Source organism: Duganella sp. SG902 (assembly GCF_013376005.1).
Lineage (GTDB): Bacteria > Pseudomonadota > Gammaproteobacteria > Burkholderiales > Burkholderiaceae_D > Rugamonas.
Genome location: NZ_JABMJK010000014.1, coordinates 74,843 through 89,216, shown reverse-complemented (window position 1 = coordinate 89,216; position 14,374 = coordinate 74,843). Strand labels below are relative to the sequence as shown.

The following is a 14,374-nucleotide window of genomic DNA, read 5'->3' as shown; positions in this document are numbered from 1 at the left end:
GTTAGAATCCCAAGGCTGACACAATAGTGCGCTAATGCAAGCTTTTACCTTTTCGGGCCTATGCAAGATAAATTCCCCCATACCGCGATCCAGTGCCTGACTGCCATCGCGCAGCATCACGGTCTGCAAATCAACCCGGAACGCATCATTGACGAAAACGCGTTGCGCGCGGAGGAACCGACCACCGGGGCGCTGTTGCGCATCGCCTCGGATATCGGTTTGAAAGCCAAGGCCGACACGCTGACGTGGTCGCGCCTGATGGCGCAAGGGGGCGTGTTCCCGCTGATGGCCAAGCTGGACAACGGCAACATGATCATCGTGGTGGGCGTCAAGCCGGCCGACACCGTGGGCCATCCCGGCACCCAGGACCAGGTGGCCGTGCTGAACCCGGCCGCCGCCAACGCCCAGGTGGTGCTGGTCACGCGCAGCGATTTTGAACAGCACTGGCATGGCGAGGTGGTGTTCGTCAAACGCCAGCACAAGCTGACCGACCCCAACCAGCCGTTCGGCCTGCGCTGGTTCATCCCCGAAATCCTGAAGCAGAAGGCCGCCTTCCGCGACATCTTCATCGCCGCGATCGCCATGCAGTTGCTGGCGCTGGCCTCGCCGATCTTCTTCCAGCTGGTGATCGACAAGGTGCTCACGCACCAGAGCGTGACCACGCTGCAGGTGCTGGGCGTGGGCATCGTGATGGCGCTGGTGTTCGACTCCACCTTCGGCTTCCTGCGCCAGACGCTGACCTTGGCCGCCTCCAACAAGATCGACATGCGCCTGACGCGGCGCGTGTTCGCCCACCTGCTGTCGCTGCCGATCGACTTCTTCGAGACCACCAGCGCCGGCGTGGTCACGCGCCACATGCAGCAGCTGGAGAAAATCCGCAGCTTCCTGACCGGCCGCCTGTTCATGACCGGCCTCGACCTGATCGCGCTGGTGGTGTTCATCCCCATCCTGTTCAGCTACTCGTTCAAGCTGACCCTGATCGTGCTGCTGTTCGCGGCCATGATCGGCGGCATCGTGCTGGCCATGGTGCCGACTTTCCAGCGCCGCCTCAACCAGCTGTACGCGGCCGAGGGCCAGCGCCAGGGCATGCTGGTGGAAGCCATCCACGGCATGCGCACGGTGAAGGCGCTGGCGATCGAGCCGTCGCAGCGCCGCGTGTGGGACCAGCGCTCGGCCGAGGCCATCAACATGCACTTCCGCGTCGGCCAGATCTCGATCGCCGGCAACTCGGTGACCGACTTCCTCGGCAAGCTGCTGCCGGTCACCATCATCATCGTCGGCGCCGCCGAGGTGTTCGACAATACCCTGACCGTGGGCGCGCTGATCGGCTTCCAGATGCTGTCCGGCCGCGTGACCCAGCCGCTGATTTCCATCGTCGGCCTGGTCAACGAATACCAGGAAACCGCGCTGTCGGTGAAAATGCTGGGCGAGGTGATGAACCGCGCGCCGGAGGGACGTCCCGGCGCCAACGGCCTGCGTCCGGTGCTGCAGGGCGAGATCAAGTTCGACAACGTGGTGTTCCGCTATCCGGGCGCGCAGAACCTGGCGCTGAACAAGGCTTCCTTCACCATCGAGCAGGGCATGGTGGTGGGCATCGTCGGCCGCTCGGGCTCCGGCAAGACCACCCTGACCAAGCTGATCCAGGGCCTCTATCCGCTGCAGGAGGGCCTGGTGCGCTTCGACGGCGTCGACGCGCGCGAGATCGAGCTGTCGCACCTGCGGCGCCAGATCGGCGTGGTGCTGCAAGAGAATTTCCTGTTCCGCGGCACGGTGCGCGAGAACCTGTCGGTGACCAAGCCGGACGCCACCTTCGAGGAACTGGTGGCGGCCGCGCAGGCGGCCGGCGCCGACGAATTCATCGAGCGCCTGCCACAGGGCTACGACACCGTGCTGGAGGAGAACGCCACCAACCTGTCTGGCGGCCAGAAGCAGCGCCTGTCGATCGCGCGCACGCTGGTGTCGCGCCCGCGCATCCTGATTCTGGACGAGGCGGCCTCCGCGCTGGACCCGGAATCGGAAGCCATCTTCATCAACAACCTGTCGAAGATCGCCGTCGGCCGCACGGTGGTGATGATTTCGCACCGCCTGTCCACGCTGGTCGACGCCGACCGCATCATGGTCATGCATCAGGGCACGCTGGTTGATTCCGGCCGCCACGAAGAACTGCTCACCCGTAGCGAAACTTACCAGCACTTATGGAACCAGCAAACAAGTCACCTGTAAACCTCAAGCGCGGCAAGAAGGACGAGACCGAGATCGAGTTCCTGCCGGACGCCGACGCCATCGAGCGCGGCCCGCTGCCGAGGTCCGTGCGCCTGACGCTGCACACCATGCTGCTGGCGTTCGTCTGCTTCATCGTCTGGGCCTGCCTGTCGCCGGTCGAGAAGATCGTGGTCGCCCACGGCAAGCTGGTCAATCCGCTGCCGAACATCGTGGTGCAGCCGCTCGACACCTCCATCATCCAGAGCATCGACGTGCGCGTCGGCCAGATCGTCAAGAAGGGCCAGGTGCTGGCCACGCTCGACCCGACCTTCACCGCCGCCGACGAGACCCAGCTGCGCGTGCGGCTGGACTCGCTCGACACCCAGGCGGCCGGGCTGCGCGCCGAGTTGTCCGGCAAGCCGGCCGCCGCCAACGGCAAGGCCAACAGCGACGACGCCCAGCTGCAAGCCCAGCTGTCGAGCGAGCGCCGCGCCAACTACGAGGCGCAGAAGACCAAGATGGACCAGAACATCGCGCGCCTCAAGGCCGGCCTGGAAACCAACAAGCACGACCAGACCATCCTGGCCCAGCGCGTGAAATCGCTGCGCGAGGTGGAAGCCATGCAGGAGCAGTTGATGGCCGAGCAGTTCGGCGCCAAGATGCACCTGCTGGAAGCGCGCGACCGCCGCCTCGAAGTCGAGCGCGACATGGACCTGCAACGCAACAAGTCGATCGAGATGGCGCGCGAGCTGGCCTCGGCCGAGGCCGAGCGCGCCGCGTTCGAGAAGAGCTGGCGCCAGAAATCGATGGAAGACCTGCTGAACGCCACGCGCGAGCGCGACGGCATCAACGAGCAGCTGGCCAAGGCCGACAAGCGCCACAAGATGGTGCAGATGGTGGCGCCGGCCGATGGCGTGGTGCTGGAGATCGGCAAGCTGTCGGTGGGCTCCATCGTGCGCGAGGCCGAGCCGCTGTTCACGCTGGTGCCGCTGGGCGCCGAGCTGGAGGCGGAAGTGCAGATCGATTCCATGGATGTCGGCTTCATCAAGCCGGGCGCTGCGGTGCACCTGAAGGTGGACGCCTTCAATTTCCAGGAGCACGGCATGCTGGAGGGCAAAGTGCGCTTCGTCAGTTCCGATTCGTTCAAGCGCGACAGCGCCGAGAAGGGCGGCGGCCTGGACCAGTACTACCTGAGCCGCATTCCCTACACCGGCCAGCTGCGCAAGCTGCGCCCCGGCGCGCGCCTGATGCCGGGCATGACGGTGACGGCGGAAATGGTGGTGGGCCACCGCACGGTGATGTCCTACCTGCTGTTCCCGCTCACCCGCGCGCTGGACGAATCGATCCGCGAACCATAACCTCCGAGGGCTGCCCGTGTTCACCATCATCATTCCCACCCACGACCGCCCGCTGCTGCTCAAGCGCACGCTGGAGTCGCTGATCGCGCAGACCTGCCAGGACTTCAAGATCGTGGTGGTGTCCGATACGCCCGGCTATCTGCCGCCGTACCAGGAACTGTCGCAGCTGGACAAGCGCTTCGACTACGTGCTGCGTTCGACCGGCGTGCCGGGCCCGGCCGCCAGCCGCAACCTCGGGCTGGCGATCGCCGATTCCGAATACATTCTGTTCCTCGACGACGACGACACCTACCGCCCGGACCACCTGGCCAAGCTCAAGGCGCGGCTGTTGAAGGACAAGCCGGAACTGCTGTTCTGCGATTTCCAGATCCAGAACGAGGACCGCACGGTGTACCCGCCCAAGCCGCTGCCGGGCGGGCAAAGCGTATCGATCGCCGACGTCACCTTCGACAGCGTGTACGTGCGCAACCGCATACCCAACAGCTGCGTTGCCTACCGTGCCGACGTGCTGCGCGGCGTGCGCAACGAGACCGACCTGATCATTTATGAGGATTGGGATTTCCTGCTGGCCGCCATGCACGGGCGCACGCTGGTGCACTTCGCCACCGATGGCGTGGTGATCCACAAGAGCGCGGCCACCGCGCCGGAAAACATGCGGCGCGGGAATTCACGCGATGACAAGATCGTCGAAGTGATGCTGCAGCTGTACCGCAAGCATCCGGCGCCGAACATGGCGACGCGGCAGGCACGGCAGGCGCTGATGGCCAGCGCCGGCATCGTGCTGGACATCGCCCACTACTAGGCGGCGTGGAACAGGGCCAGGCCTTGCGCCAAGCCCACGCGCGGCTGCCATCCCGGTACGCCGCGGTAGCTGTGCCACGGCACCATCACTTCGCGCTCGCGGTAGGGGCGCCCGCCCCATTCGATATTCAACGGCTTGCCGCTGACCTGCGCATACAGTGCGGCGATGTCTTTCAGCGGCAGCGGCTGGCCGCTGGAGACACCGTACTCCTCCATCGGCTGCGGTTGCGTGTCGAGCTGCTGGCAGGCCAGCAGGAAAGCGTCCAGCACGTCCTCGATGTAGACCAGGTCCACCAGTTGCTCGCCGGGCGACATGGCCAGTGAACTGCCGTCGTTGGCCAGGCGCTTGAGCAGGTTCAGCACCTTGGGCCGGGTGTCGCCGGCGCCGTAGGTATCGAACAGCTTGAGCGTGACCACGCGCAGGCCATGCACCTCGACGTAGTAGCGCAGCAGCGCGGTGAACGCGGCCTTGGTGGCGGCGTAAAGGCAGACCGGGTTGTAGGCCTGATCCTGATAGTGTTCCCAGGAGGTGCCGGTATTCACCAGCTTGCGCACGCCGCAGGCGGCCATGGCTTCCACCAGCTGGGTGGAGAACAGCAGGTTGGCGTTGATCAGGCGTTCGATGTCCTGCGGCTGGTGCGCGGCCAGGAACAACGAGGCCAGGTGGAACACCACCTGCGGCGCGGCCACGCGCATGATGTCGATCAGCTGCAGGGTGCTGCCGTCATGACGGTGTACCTGCAATTGCGGGCTGGCGGCCGGCAGGCCGTCAGTGGACGAGCTTTCGCGCAGCAGCACATGCACTTCCCAGCCGTCCGCCAGCAGGCGGCGCACCAGCGCGGCGCCGACAAAGCCCGAGGCGCCGGTGACCAGCGCGCGGCGTGGCGCGGCGGCGCTCATGCGCCTGCTCCAGCCGCGCCGGCTGAATAAGCGAACGGCGAATCGAACGCGCCCAGCGTGGGGAAGGTGCCGTCACGTGGCGACATGATGGGATCCTGCACCGGCCACGCGATGCCGGCCGAATCCCAGCGTACGCCGCCGTCGTTGTGCGGCGCGTAGGCGGTGGTGACCTTGTAGACCATCAGGGACTGCTCGCTCAGCGAGCAGAAGCCGTGCGCCAGGCCGGCCGGCAGGTACAGCATGTGCCCGTTCTCCGCGCTCAGCTCCAGCGTGATGTGCTGGCCGTACATAGGCGAACCCTTGCGCAGGTCCAGCGCCACATCCATCACCGCGCCATGGGTGCAGTAGACCAGTTTGGCGTGGTCGTGCGGTGGCGTCTGGAAATGCAGGCCGCGGATCACGCCGCGCCGCGAGGTCGAATAGTATTCCTCGCGGAAATCGGTGGCCAGGCCGTGCTCACGGAAGATGTCCTCATGGAACACCTTGACGAAGCTGCCGCGCTCGTCGCGGCGGATGTCGGTGACGATCTGGTAGCAGCCGGGGATGGCGGTGGCAACAATCTTCATGATGTCTCTACAGGTTGGGATAGGTTTCGCCCAGCAACACCAGCGGCCGCTGGATGACCTTGTCCTGGCCCCACGCGGCAATGCGCTTGGCCAGCAGGAAGGCTTGCAGGCGCTCGCAGCAGAAGGCGATGCTGCGGTCGGCGTAGCCCTCGCGGTAGACGTAGTGGTGGCGGTAGTAGCGCGAGGCCACCAGTTCGAGGTCGTGGATGATTTCCACGAACCATTGCACCGGGATGAAGGCCACGGTCGGCGCCGGAATGAACGCTTTGCCGCTGAGGAAATTGGCCGCCTCGAGGTTGCTGATCACGCCGCAATCGATGGCGTCGCCAAAGAACATCAGCAGGTCGCGCCCGGTGACGCACGCTTCATACTGCTGCAGCACGGTGCCGGCCCAGGTGACCGAGATCGGCACGATCGGGGTCTGGCCGTCGCCGTAGAAATGCTCGGGCTGGACCTTGGCCAGCATGTCCGGGTGGGCATGGTAGTTGAACTGGTGCAGCACGCCGATCGGTTCGGTCAGGGCGAAGCGGCGGTAGTGGCAGAAGCCGACGAAGCCCTCGGCCCGTTCGGCGATCAGGCGGCGGCGGATCTCAAACAGCGCCAGGTATTCGCCCAGGTAGCGGTTGCGCAGCGCCTCCTCCGGCGACAGCAACTGGCTCATGGCGAGGCCGGTTTCCGGAACGTAGTCGCCCGAGCCGACCATGGTCATGAAGTCCGGCATCTTCCAGTTGAACGGCGCGTGGGCGATGCAGTAAAAGGGCGGGGTCGGATTCATCACGCGGGCATGGCCTTGATCAGGTAATGGGATGGCTGCGCCGCTTCAATCAGCTGTTCCAGCGTGGCGCCGCCTTGCGCCGCCTGCGCTTGCAGCGAGGCCAGCACCTCGGCCGGCAGCGGCCCGGGGTTCAGCAGCACGCCGCTGACGACGCGGAAACCGCTGTTGGCGAACAGCTCCAGCATGTCCGCGATCACCCAGCCGTGGCGCGGCGCGGCGGCCGGCGCGTCCCAGTAGGCGCGGTTGGTGATGCGGGCCACGATGGCGGCGTCGCACTGGATCACCGCGCGCACCTGCCGCAGCACGCGCGGCGGATCGGCATACTGTTCCAGCGTGGCGTCGAAGTACCAGCCGTCGGCCCATTGCAGCTGCTGGTAGAAGGCCGCGCTGACGGTGTCCAGGTCGGCCTGGTAGACGCGGTCGGCGTACTCGCGCGCCTGCGCGGCCAGCGCCGGATCGGCGTCCACCACCATCAGCCCGGCGGCCGGATAGAGCTTGCGGTAAGCGCGCGCCAGGCCGCCATCGCCGGCGCCGGCCTGTACCAGCAGGCGGGCGTTGGGCAGCAGCAGGTCGCGGAACGGCGCGACGTAGGCGGCCGCTTCGCTCACGGCAGGCTTAGAAGTTGACACCGAAGAAGGCTTCCAGCTTGTCGATCACGAAGTCCAGCATCTCGCGCGACAAGCCGGGATAGACGCCGATCCAGAAGGTGTCGTTCATCACGCGGTCGGTGTTGGTCAGCTCGCCCGAGACGCGGAAATTGCGGCCCTGCATGTATGGCTGGCGCACCAGGTTGCCGGCGAACAGCAGGCGGGTGCCGATCTTGTGCTGGTCGAGGTAGGTCAGCAGGTCGACCCGGGCGATGTTGGCCTCCGGCTTGAGCGTCATCGGGAAGCCGAACCACGACGGGTCGGAATGCTCGGTGGCTTCCGGCAGGATGAGGAATTCCTCGCACGACTTCAGGCGGTCCTTCAGGTAGGCGAAGTTGTCCTTGCGCGCCTGCACGAAGCCGGCCGCGCGGTCGATCTGCGCCAGGCCGCAGGCGGCCTGCATGTCGGTGATCTTGAGGTTGTAGCCGAGGTGGCTGTAGGTGTACTTGTGGTCATAGCCGGGCGGCAGCGTGCCGAAGCACTGGCAAAAGCGCTTGCCGCAGGTGTTGTCCTTGCCCGGCGGGCAGTAGCAGTCGCGGCCCCAGTCGCGGAACGACTCGGCGATCGCCTTCAGTTCCGGATTGTTGGTGAACACGGCGCCGCCCTCGCCCATGGTGATGTGGTGCGCCGGGTAGAACGACATGGTGCCGATGTCGCCGAAGGTGCCGACCATCTTGCCGTGGTAGGTCGAGCCCAGCGCGTCGCAGCAGTCCTCGATCAGCCACAGGTTGTGTTTCTTGCAGATGGCGGTGATCACGTCCAGGTTGTACGGGTTGCCCAGGGTGTGGGCCAGCATGATGGCCTTGGTCTTGGGCGAGATCGCCGCTTCCAGCTTGGTGACGTCGATGTTGTAGGTGCCCAGCTCCACGTCCACGAACACCGGCACGGCGCCGAACTGGATGATGGGGTTGACGGTGGTCGGGAAGCCGGCCGCCACGCCGATCACCTCGTCGCCCTGCTGGATGGCGCGCGCGCCAAGCTTGGGCGAGGTCAGCGTGCTGAAGGCGACCAGATTGGCCGAGGAGCCGGAGTTGACGGTGATCAGGAAATCAACGCCGATCAGCTTGGCCAGCTTGGCCTCGAACTGGTCGTTGAAGCGGCCGGTGGTCAGCCAGGCGTCCAGCGAGGCTTCGACCATCAGTTCCATTTCCGGCGCGCCGACCACTTTGCCGGCCGGCGGAATGACGGTCACGCCGGGCTCGAATGGCTTCGGCACGCTGGCCAGGGCGCCGTATTCGGCCACCAGCTTGTTGATCTCCGCGCGGAGTTGTTCCTTGGTTTTTGCTTCGCTCATGATTGCTGCCTTAAAGGGGTGCGGTGTTTTGATAAGTGTCGATTTGTGCCAGCGTCAGTGCGCGCATGTCGGCGCCGGACATCTGCGCCTTGTGCCATGCAACGATCATGTCGATGGTGTGTCCCAGATGCCAGCGCGGCTGCCACTGCAGGCGGGCGCGGGCCTTGGAACAGTCCAGCTTGAGATAGTGTGCCTCATGTGGCTGCGGCGCGGAGTCCAGTTCCCACGCGGCGCCGTCGCCCCAGCTCTGGCACAGTCGCTCGATGATCCATTCGACCGGCCGGGCATCGATGTCGTGCGGGCCGAAGTTGAAGCCTTCCGCAAACGCCGGCCCCTGCTCGTACAGGTGCTCGGCCAGCGTCAGGTAGCCCGACAGCGGCTCCAGCACGTGCTGCCACGGGCGGATCGCGTGCGGGCTGCGGATGCGCACCGGCTTGCGGGCTGCAATCGCGCGCACCATGTCGGGAATCAGGCGGTCTTCGGCCCAGTCGCCGCCGCCGATCACATTGCCGGCACGGCCCGAGGCCAGCGCCACGCCATGCTCGGCGTATTTTTCAGGGTTGAAGAAGGACGAGCGGTAGCCGGACGTGACCAGCTCGGCGCAGGCCTTGCTGTTGCTGTAAGGGTCGTAGCCGCCGAAGGCTTCGTTCTCGCGATAGCCCCAGGCCCATTCCTTGTTTTCATAGCATTTGTCGCTGGTGACGTTGACCACCGCCTTGATGCCGGGCGTGTTGCGCACCGCCTCAAAGAAGTGGACCAGGCCCATGACGTTGGTGGCGTAGGTCTCCACAGGATGGGCGTAGGAATGGCGCACCAGCGCCTGCGCCGCCATGTGGATGACGATTTCCGGCCGCGCCGCCTGCATGGCTTGTTGTAAAGCGGCACCGTCGCGGATGTCGCCGATGACGGAGGTCATGCCGCTGCCGACGCCGGCCACCTCAAACAGGCTGGGCTGGCTGGGCGGGGCCAGCGCGAAGCCGGTGACGTGCGCGCCCAGTTGTTGCAGCCACAGGCTGAGCCAGCTGCCCTTGAAGCCCGTGTGACCAGTCAGGAAGACGCGCTTGCCTTGCCAGAACGACGGCTTCATGGCCACTTCTTCCACGGCGCCTTGCCGCTTTCCCACAGGTCTTCCAGGTGGATCTTGTCGCGCAGCGTGTCCATCGGCTGCCAGAAGCCGCTGTGGAAATAAGCGTCCATCTGGTTGTCGCGGGCCAGGCCTTCCATCGGTTCCTTTTCCCAGATGGTGGCGTCGCCGTCGATGTAGTCGATCACCTTGGGCGACAGCACGAAGTAGCCGCCGTTGATCCAGGCGCCGTCGCCCTGCGGTTTTTCCTTGAAGCTGACGATGCGCTGGCCCTCGTAGTCGATGGCGCCAAAGCGGCCCGGCGGCTGCACGGCGGACATGGTGGCCAGCTTGCCGTGCGCCTTGTGGAAGGCGATCGAGGCGCTGATGTCGATGTCGGCCACACCGTCGCCGTAGGTGAAGCAGAACGCTTCCTCGTTTTTCAGGTGCTCGCGCACACGCTTGAGGCGGCCGCCGGTCATGCTGTCGGCGCCGGTGTCGATCAGGGTCACGCGCCATGGTTCGGCGTGGCGCTCGTGCACTTCCATGCTGTTGGCTTGCAGGTCGAATGTGACGTCCGAGGTGTGCAGGAAGTAGTTGGCGAAGAATTCCTTGATGATGTAGCCGCGATAACCGCAGCAGATGACGAAGTCATTGATGCCGTGGGCGGAATAGCTCTTCATGATGTGCCACAGGATAGGCTTGCCGCCGATCTCGACCATCGGCTTCGGCTTGACGGTGGTTTCCTCGCTGAGCCGTGTGCCCAGGCCGCCTGCCAGAATCACTGCTTTCATGCTGTCTCCAAGTGGGTGGTGAATGCTGTACAGACTGCATTGTCAGCCATTGCTTAAACATTCTAAACGAAAAGAACCGGGGTTTTGGCCGTTCACCCCGGTGTTTATGTCGCAAACAGCTCGCTGTCCGACAGCGGGAGCGTGCGTGCGCCGCTGAACAATGACTCGCCGCGCCGGGCTGGCACCTGCTCGCCGCCGCTGGCTTCCTGCGCGTACTGGGCCATCAGCGCGCGCGTGCGTTCAGGCTCGTGCTCGCTCGACAGCACGGTTTCCATCAGGCGCAACATGATCCACGGATCGACATCCTGGCGGCGGCCGGCCGCGTCCTGCGGCTCCACCGTTTTGACGCGGAAATGGAAGTGTCCCTGCTGCAGCAAATGACGGGCGATGGCGCTCAACTCGGCCGCGTCCGCCATCGGCGCGCGCGGCCGTACGAAGTTGAAGGTCGGCAGCGGCGTGCGCATGAAGTGGGGCAGCATCAGTGCCGCCCAGATATCGTTGGGAAACTGCGCCCATGGATGCTGCGGGTCGTAATGTGCGCGCATGTGCTGCAACGCATCGTGCGACAGGATGGTGCTGGCGCCGCTGGTGAAGGTGAGGCCGGCCATCTCGGGCGGGCCGTTCAGGCGCGCGATGGGGCCGGCGTAGCAGCCGGTTTTGGGCAACTGGTCCAGCACGGTGGACAGGGCGCGGAAGTCCACCACCGAGGTCAGCGTGGTGTGATAGAAGTAGAACGGCGCGCTGCGGGTGCGCAGCAGATAGTCCTGCACCAGCATCTGGCGGTAAATCCATTTGGCGTTCTCGCTGCCGGACCAGACGCCGCTGCTGGCGTAGCCGGTGGCGCCCTGCATGCGGTCGCCGATGCCGACCAGCAGGTCGTAGCCGTTGTGATGCACTTCGCCGGGCTTGAGCTGGTCGCTCCAGCGCACGAACACCAGGTCGATGGCGGGGAAGTGGGACGCGTAAAACTGCCACAGCGCGCGGGCATGGCGGAACACGGGCAATTCATCGCCGTAGCCGATGACGACCACCAGGTCTGGACGTTCGGTGGCGGCAATGCGCGAAAGCAGGCTGGACATTATGGGCGGCAGGATCGTTGCAGGAGCGCCCATTGTAGCGGGCCTCAGGCGCCCGGTGGGCCCAGCAGCAGCGCATAGCCTTCGCGCAGGGCCTGCTGGACGGCCTCGTTGTGCAGGCGGTCGCCCCCGGCCAGCGCGTCGTAGCGCGCGCCAACCAGCGCCGCCAGCGCGCCCAGCCGTTGCGCCAGCAAGGCCTTGAAGCGCGCCGCGTCCGGCAGGAAGTACTGGCGGGTGTGGGGTTCATACAACAGCTGCAGGCGTTCCAGCGCCAGGTCGAGCGCGTCGCCGGGCTCGGCTGGCGGCGCCGGCGGTTCGCCGCTGCACAGCGGAGCGGGCAGATACGCGCATTCCTGTCCGGCCAGCACCGCCAGCGCGGTGGCCACGCCCGCCAGGTTGCGGTAGCGCTTGCCCTGATAGTGGCCAAACGCCGCGCCCAGATGGTCGCGCCGCAGCAACAGGCAGGCCGGCTGGCACAGCACGTCGCCGGCGCCGCGTTCGCTGGTCAGCAGCACCCCGGCCAGCGAGGCGCCGCCGACCGCCGTTTCCGCCGGCAGCAGCGGCGCGCCCGGCAGCGGCTGGCCGCTGGCGTCGACCGGTTGCCGCCAGCAGGCCACCAGGCCGATGCTCGGGTAGGTCTGGTAGAAGTGCATCATGCGGCTGATCTTTTCCGGATGCAGCAGGTCGCCGGCCGGGGCCACCGCGATGTAGGCGCCGACCGCCAGCGTCAGGCAATGGTCGAGGTTGTCGGCGGCATCCAGCGCGGGCGCGCGGTTGTAGCGCAGTCGCGGATGGGCCTGCAGCAACCGGGCCAGCTTGCGGCGGCGGGCGTCGCCGCTGCCGCTGTCGCTGACGATGATCTCGCAGCGGCCGTAGTGCTGGGCCAGCGCGCTGCGCACGGTGCGGTCGAGCTGCTCGGCGGTGTCGAGGTCGCTGGTGGGGATCAGGATGCTGACCAGCGGCAGGCTGGCATCGGCGTCGCGGTGGGCGGCGCCGTCGCCGGCACCGCTGGCGGGCTGCAGGGCGCCGCGCGCGACCTGCAGGTACAGCTGTTCCAGGTTGCGCACCAGTGCCGGGGTGTCGAACAGCGGCGTCCTGTCGCGGTTCTTCGCGAGGCGGCGGCGCAGGCGCGCCAGTTCCTGAGGCCGGGCGGCCAGGCGCACCGCCTTGTCCTCATACGCGCGGGCGCTGCGCGTCACCAGTTCCGGCAGGCCGATGGCGTGCAGCAGGCTGCCGCCGAGGCGGGCCGCGTAGCTGCGGCCGGCGTGGGTCAGCAGCGGCACACCGGCCCACAGCGCATCGGCCGCCGCCGCGCCGCCGCTGAACGGCAGGGTGTCCAGGCTCAGGTCGGCCAGTTGCAGGCGGGCCAGGTAATCGGCTTGCGGCATATGCGGCGCGAACACCAGCCGCTCGCTGGCCACCCCGTGACGCAGGGCGGCGATGCGCAGGTTGTCGCGCACCGGCTCGCTGTCGGCGGCCAGCCACAGCACGCTGCCGGGCACGCGCTTGAGGATGCGCATCCAGACCGCGAACTGCGCCGGCGCCAGCTTGCGGCTGCTGTTGAAACTGCAGAACACAAAGGCCTCGTCCGGCAGTCCGCAACTGGCGCGGCTGGGCGCGGGGCCGACGGCGCGGCGGCGGTCGTGGATTTGCACGCAGTCCGGCAGATAAAGCGGCTGTTCGGTAAATGAGGAGTGCAGTTGCGGCGGCAGCACGAAGGCGTCGGCCAGGATGTAATCGAGGGCCGGCATGGCGCTGCTGCCGGGATGGCCCAGCCAGCCGATCTGCACCGGCGCGGCGCGGTGCGCCAGGATGCCGGGGCGGCCGTCGGTGCCCAGGCCGTGCAGATCGACCAGGATGTCGATCTCGTGGGCACGGATGGTTTGCGCCGCTTGCAGGTCGCTCATCACGGTCAGGCGGATGTGGTGGTCCATCTGCGGCGCGATGCGGGCGCGCAGGCCGCTGCGGTCTTCCTCCTGCCAGCTGAAGCCGTAGATCTCGAACTGGTCGCGCTGGTGCAGGCCATACAGCTCGGCGGTGAGACGGGCGGCGGCGTGGCTGCTGAAATCGGAGCACAGGTAGCCGATGCGCAGCTTGCGGTGCAGATAGCCTTGCTGGTCGGCAAGCGGCGCCGGCGCGGCCGCGCGGTTGACCGGGTGGCGCTGGGCGGCCGCCAGCTGTTCGGTCGGATCGTCGCTGATGCACAGGGTGGAGGCGGCCGAGGCGCTGTGGCTGAGGTCGGCCTCCGCCAGGCCCGGCAGCGGCGCGCACACCGGCCAGGCGCATTGCAGCTGGCGCAGATGGATCCACTGGGCCGCGATCTCGGGCTGCCTGGGATCGAGCAGCAGGCTGCGCGCGCAGGCGTCCTCGGCTTCCGGATAGTGTTTGCGGAGGGCCGCCACCCGCGCCACGCTGTTCAGCGCCTGGATCTGTTGCGGCCGGCTGGCGGGATGGTCGGGATCGATCTGGGCCAGGGCGGCGCGCCAGGTGGCCAGCGCGGCGTCGTACTGGCGCAGGCGTTCCTGCAGCGTGCCCAGCGTCATGCGGGCGTCGATGAAATCGGGCTTGATGGCCAGCGCGGCGCGCAGCGACTGTTCGGCCTCCTGCTGCTCATCGGCCTGCAGCTGCAGCACGCCGAGGTTGTACCAGGCGGCAAACAGCAGGGGCGACTCGGTGCAGCGCAGCCATAGATGGTAGAGCTCGGCGGCGCGTTCGGCCTGGCCGGCGTGCCCCATCAGGCCGGCCAGGCCGATCAGCTGCATGATGGGCAGGGCGCCGCGCTTGGCCAGCACAAACGCGAGCTTGGCCGCGTGCGTCAGTTCGTTGGCGGCGAGAGCCCGGTTCAATTCCTGCAGTTGCGATTCATCGCTGGGGAGGCTGGCAGTCATACTGGTATTG

Annotated in this window: 12 protein-coding genes; 3 read left to right on the top strand and 9 right to left on the bottom strand. The window is 66.7% G+C overall.

Going from position 1 to position 14,374, the window contains the following annotated elements; all coding sequences use genetic code 11:
- Positions 1 to 60: 60 nt before the first annotated feature.
- From FHW83_RS24380 to FHW83_RS24370, 3 genes are read left to right on the top strand one after another with little or no spacing between them, the layout of a single operon-like run.
- Positions 61 to 2,223: a peptidase domain-containing ABC transporter gene (locus FHW83_RS24380; RefSeq protein WP_176648957.1), complete on the top strand. Its 2,163-nt coding sequence runs from the start codon at positions 61 to 63 to the stop codon at positions 2,221 to 2,223.
- The gene (locus FHW83_RS24375; RefSeq protein ID WP_176648956.1) at positions 2,196 to 3,560 is read left to right on the top strand and encodes an HlyD family type I secretion periplasmic adaptor subunit; all 1,365 of its coding nucleotides are present in this window, start codon (positions 2,196 to 2,198) and stop codon (positions 3,558 to 3,560) included. Before FHW83_RS24380 ends, FHW83_RS24375 begins: the two co-directional genes overlap by 28 nt.
- Before the next feature lie 16 nt (positions 3,561 to 3,576).
- A complete protein-coding gene (locus tag FHW83_RS24370) occupies positions 3,577 to 4,362 on the top strand; it encodes a glycosyltransferase family 2 protein (RefSeq protein WP_176648955.1) in 786 nt (261 codons plus the stop codon).
- Here FHW83_RS24370 and FHW83_RS24365 read toward each other — a convergent pair.
- The 9 genes from FHW83_RS24365 to FHW83_RS24325 all read right to left on the bottom strand — a co-directional run bounded on the left by FHW83_RS24365 (position 4,359) and on the right by FHW83_RS24325 (position 14,364).
- Positions 4,359 to 5,261 (bottom strand): NAD(P)-dependent oxidoreductase, encoded by a 903-nt coding sequence (locus tag FHW83_RS24365; protein ID WP_176648954.1) that lies wholly within the window; start codon positions 5,259 to 5,261, stop codon positions 4,359 to 4,361. The genes FHW83_RS24370 and FHW83_RS24365 overlap by 4 nt on opposite strands.
- On the bottom strand, positions 5,258 to 5,827 hold the full coding sequence (gene rfbC, locus FHW83_RS24360; RefSeq protein WP_176648953.1) for a dTDP-4-dehydrorhamnose 3,5-epimerase: 570 nt from the start codon (positions 5,825 to 5,827) through the stop codon (positions 5,258 to 5,260). Before rfbC ends, FHW83_RS24365 begins: the two co-directional genes overlap by 4 nt.
- Positions 5,828 to 5,834: 7 nt before the next feature.
- Entirely contained in the window at positions 5,835 to 6,605 is a 771-nt protein-coding gene (locus FHW83_RS24355) for a hypothetical protein (protein ID WP_176648952.1), read from the bottom strand.
- Positions 6,602 to 7,210 (bottom strand): hypothetical protein, encoded by a 609-nt coding sequence (locus tag FHW83_RS24350; protein ID WP_176648951.1) that lies wholly within the window; start codon positions 7,208 to 7,210, stop codon positions 6,602 to 6,604. Before FHW83_RS24350 ends, FHW83_RS24355 begins: the two co-directional genes overlap by 4 nt.
- Positions 7,211 to 7,217: 7 nt before the next feature.
- Positions 7,218 to 8,543 carry a lipopolysaccharide biosynthesis protein RfbH gene (gene rfbH / locus FHW83_RS24345; protein ID WP_176648950.1) on the bottom strand — a complete coding sequence of 442 codons (1,326 nt, stop codon included), beginning with the start codon at positions 8,541 to 8,543 and terminating at the stop codon, positions 7,218 to 7,220.
- 10 nt (positions 8,544 to 8,553) lie between these two features.
- Positions 8,554 to 9,630 carry a CDP-glucose 4,6-dehydratase gene (gene rfbG / locus FHW83_RS24340; RefSeq protein ID WP_176648989.1) on the bottom strand — a complete coding sequence of 359 codons (1,077 nt, stop codon included), beginning with the start codon at positions 9,628 to 9,630 and terminating at the stop codon, positions 8,554 to 8,556.
- The gene (gene rfbF, locus FHW83_RS24335) at positions 9,627 to 10,400 is read right to left on the bottom strand and encodes a glucose-1-phosphate cytidylyltransferase (RefSeq protein ID WP_176648949.1); all 774 of its coding nucleotides are present in this window, start codon (positions 10,398 to 10,400) and stop codon (positions 9,627 to 9,629) included. The genes rfbG and rfbF overlap by 4 nt, the downstream gene beginning before the upstream one ends.
- 104 nt (positions 10,401 to 10,504) lie before the next feature.
- Positions 10,505 to 11,479: a hypothetical protein gene (locus FHW83_RS24330; protein WP_176648948.1), complete on the bottom strand. Its 975-nt coding sequence runs from the start codon at positions 11,477 to 11,479 to the stop codon at positions 10,505 to 10,507.
- A 44-nt stretch (positions 11,480 to 11,523) separates the two neighbouring features.
- Positions 11,524 to 14,364, bottom strand: a complete 2,841-nt coding sequence (locus tag FHW83_RS24325) for a glycosyltransferase (protein ID WP_176648947.1) — start codon at positions 14,362 to 14,364, stop codon at positions 11,524 to 11,526.
- Positions 14,365 to 14,374: the final 10 nt, after the last annotated feature.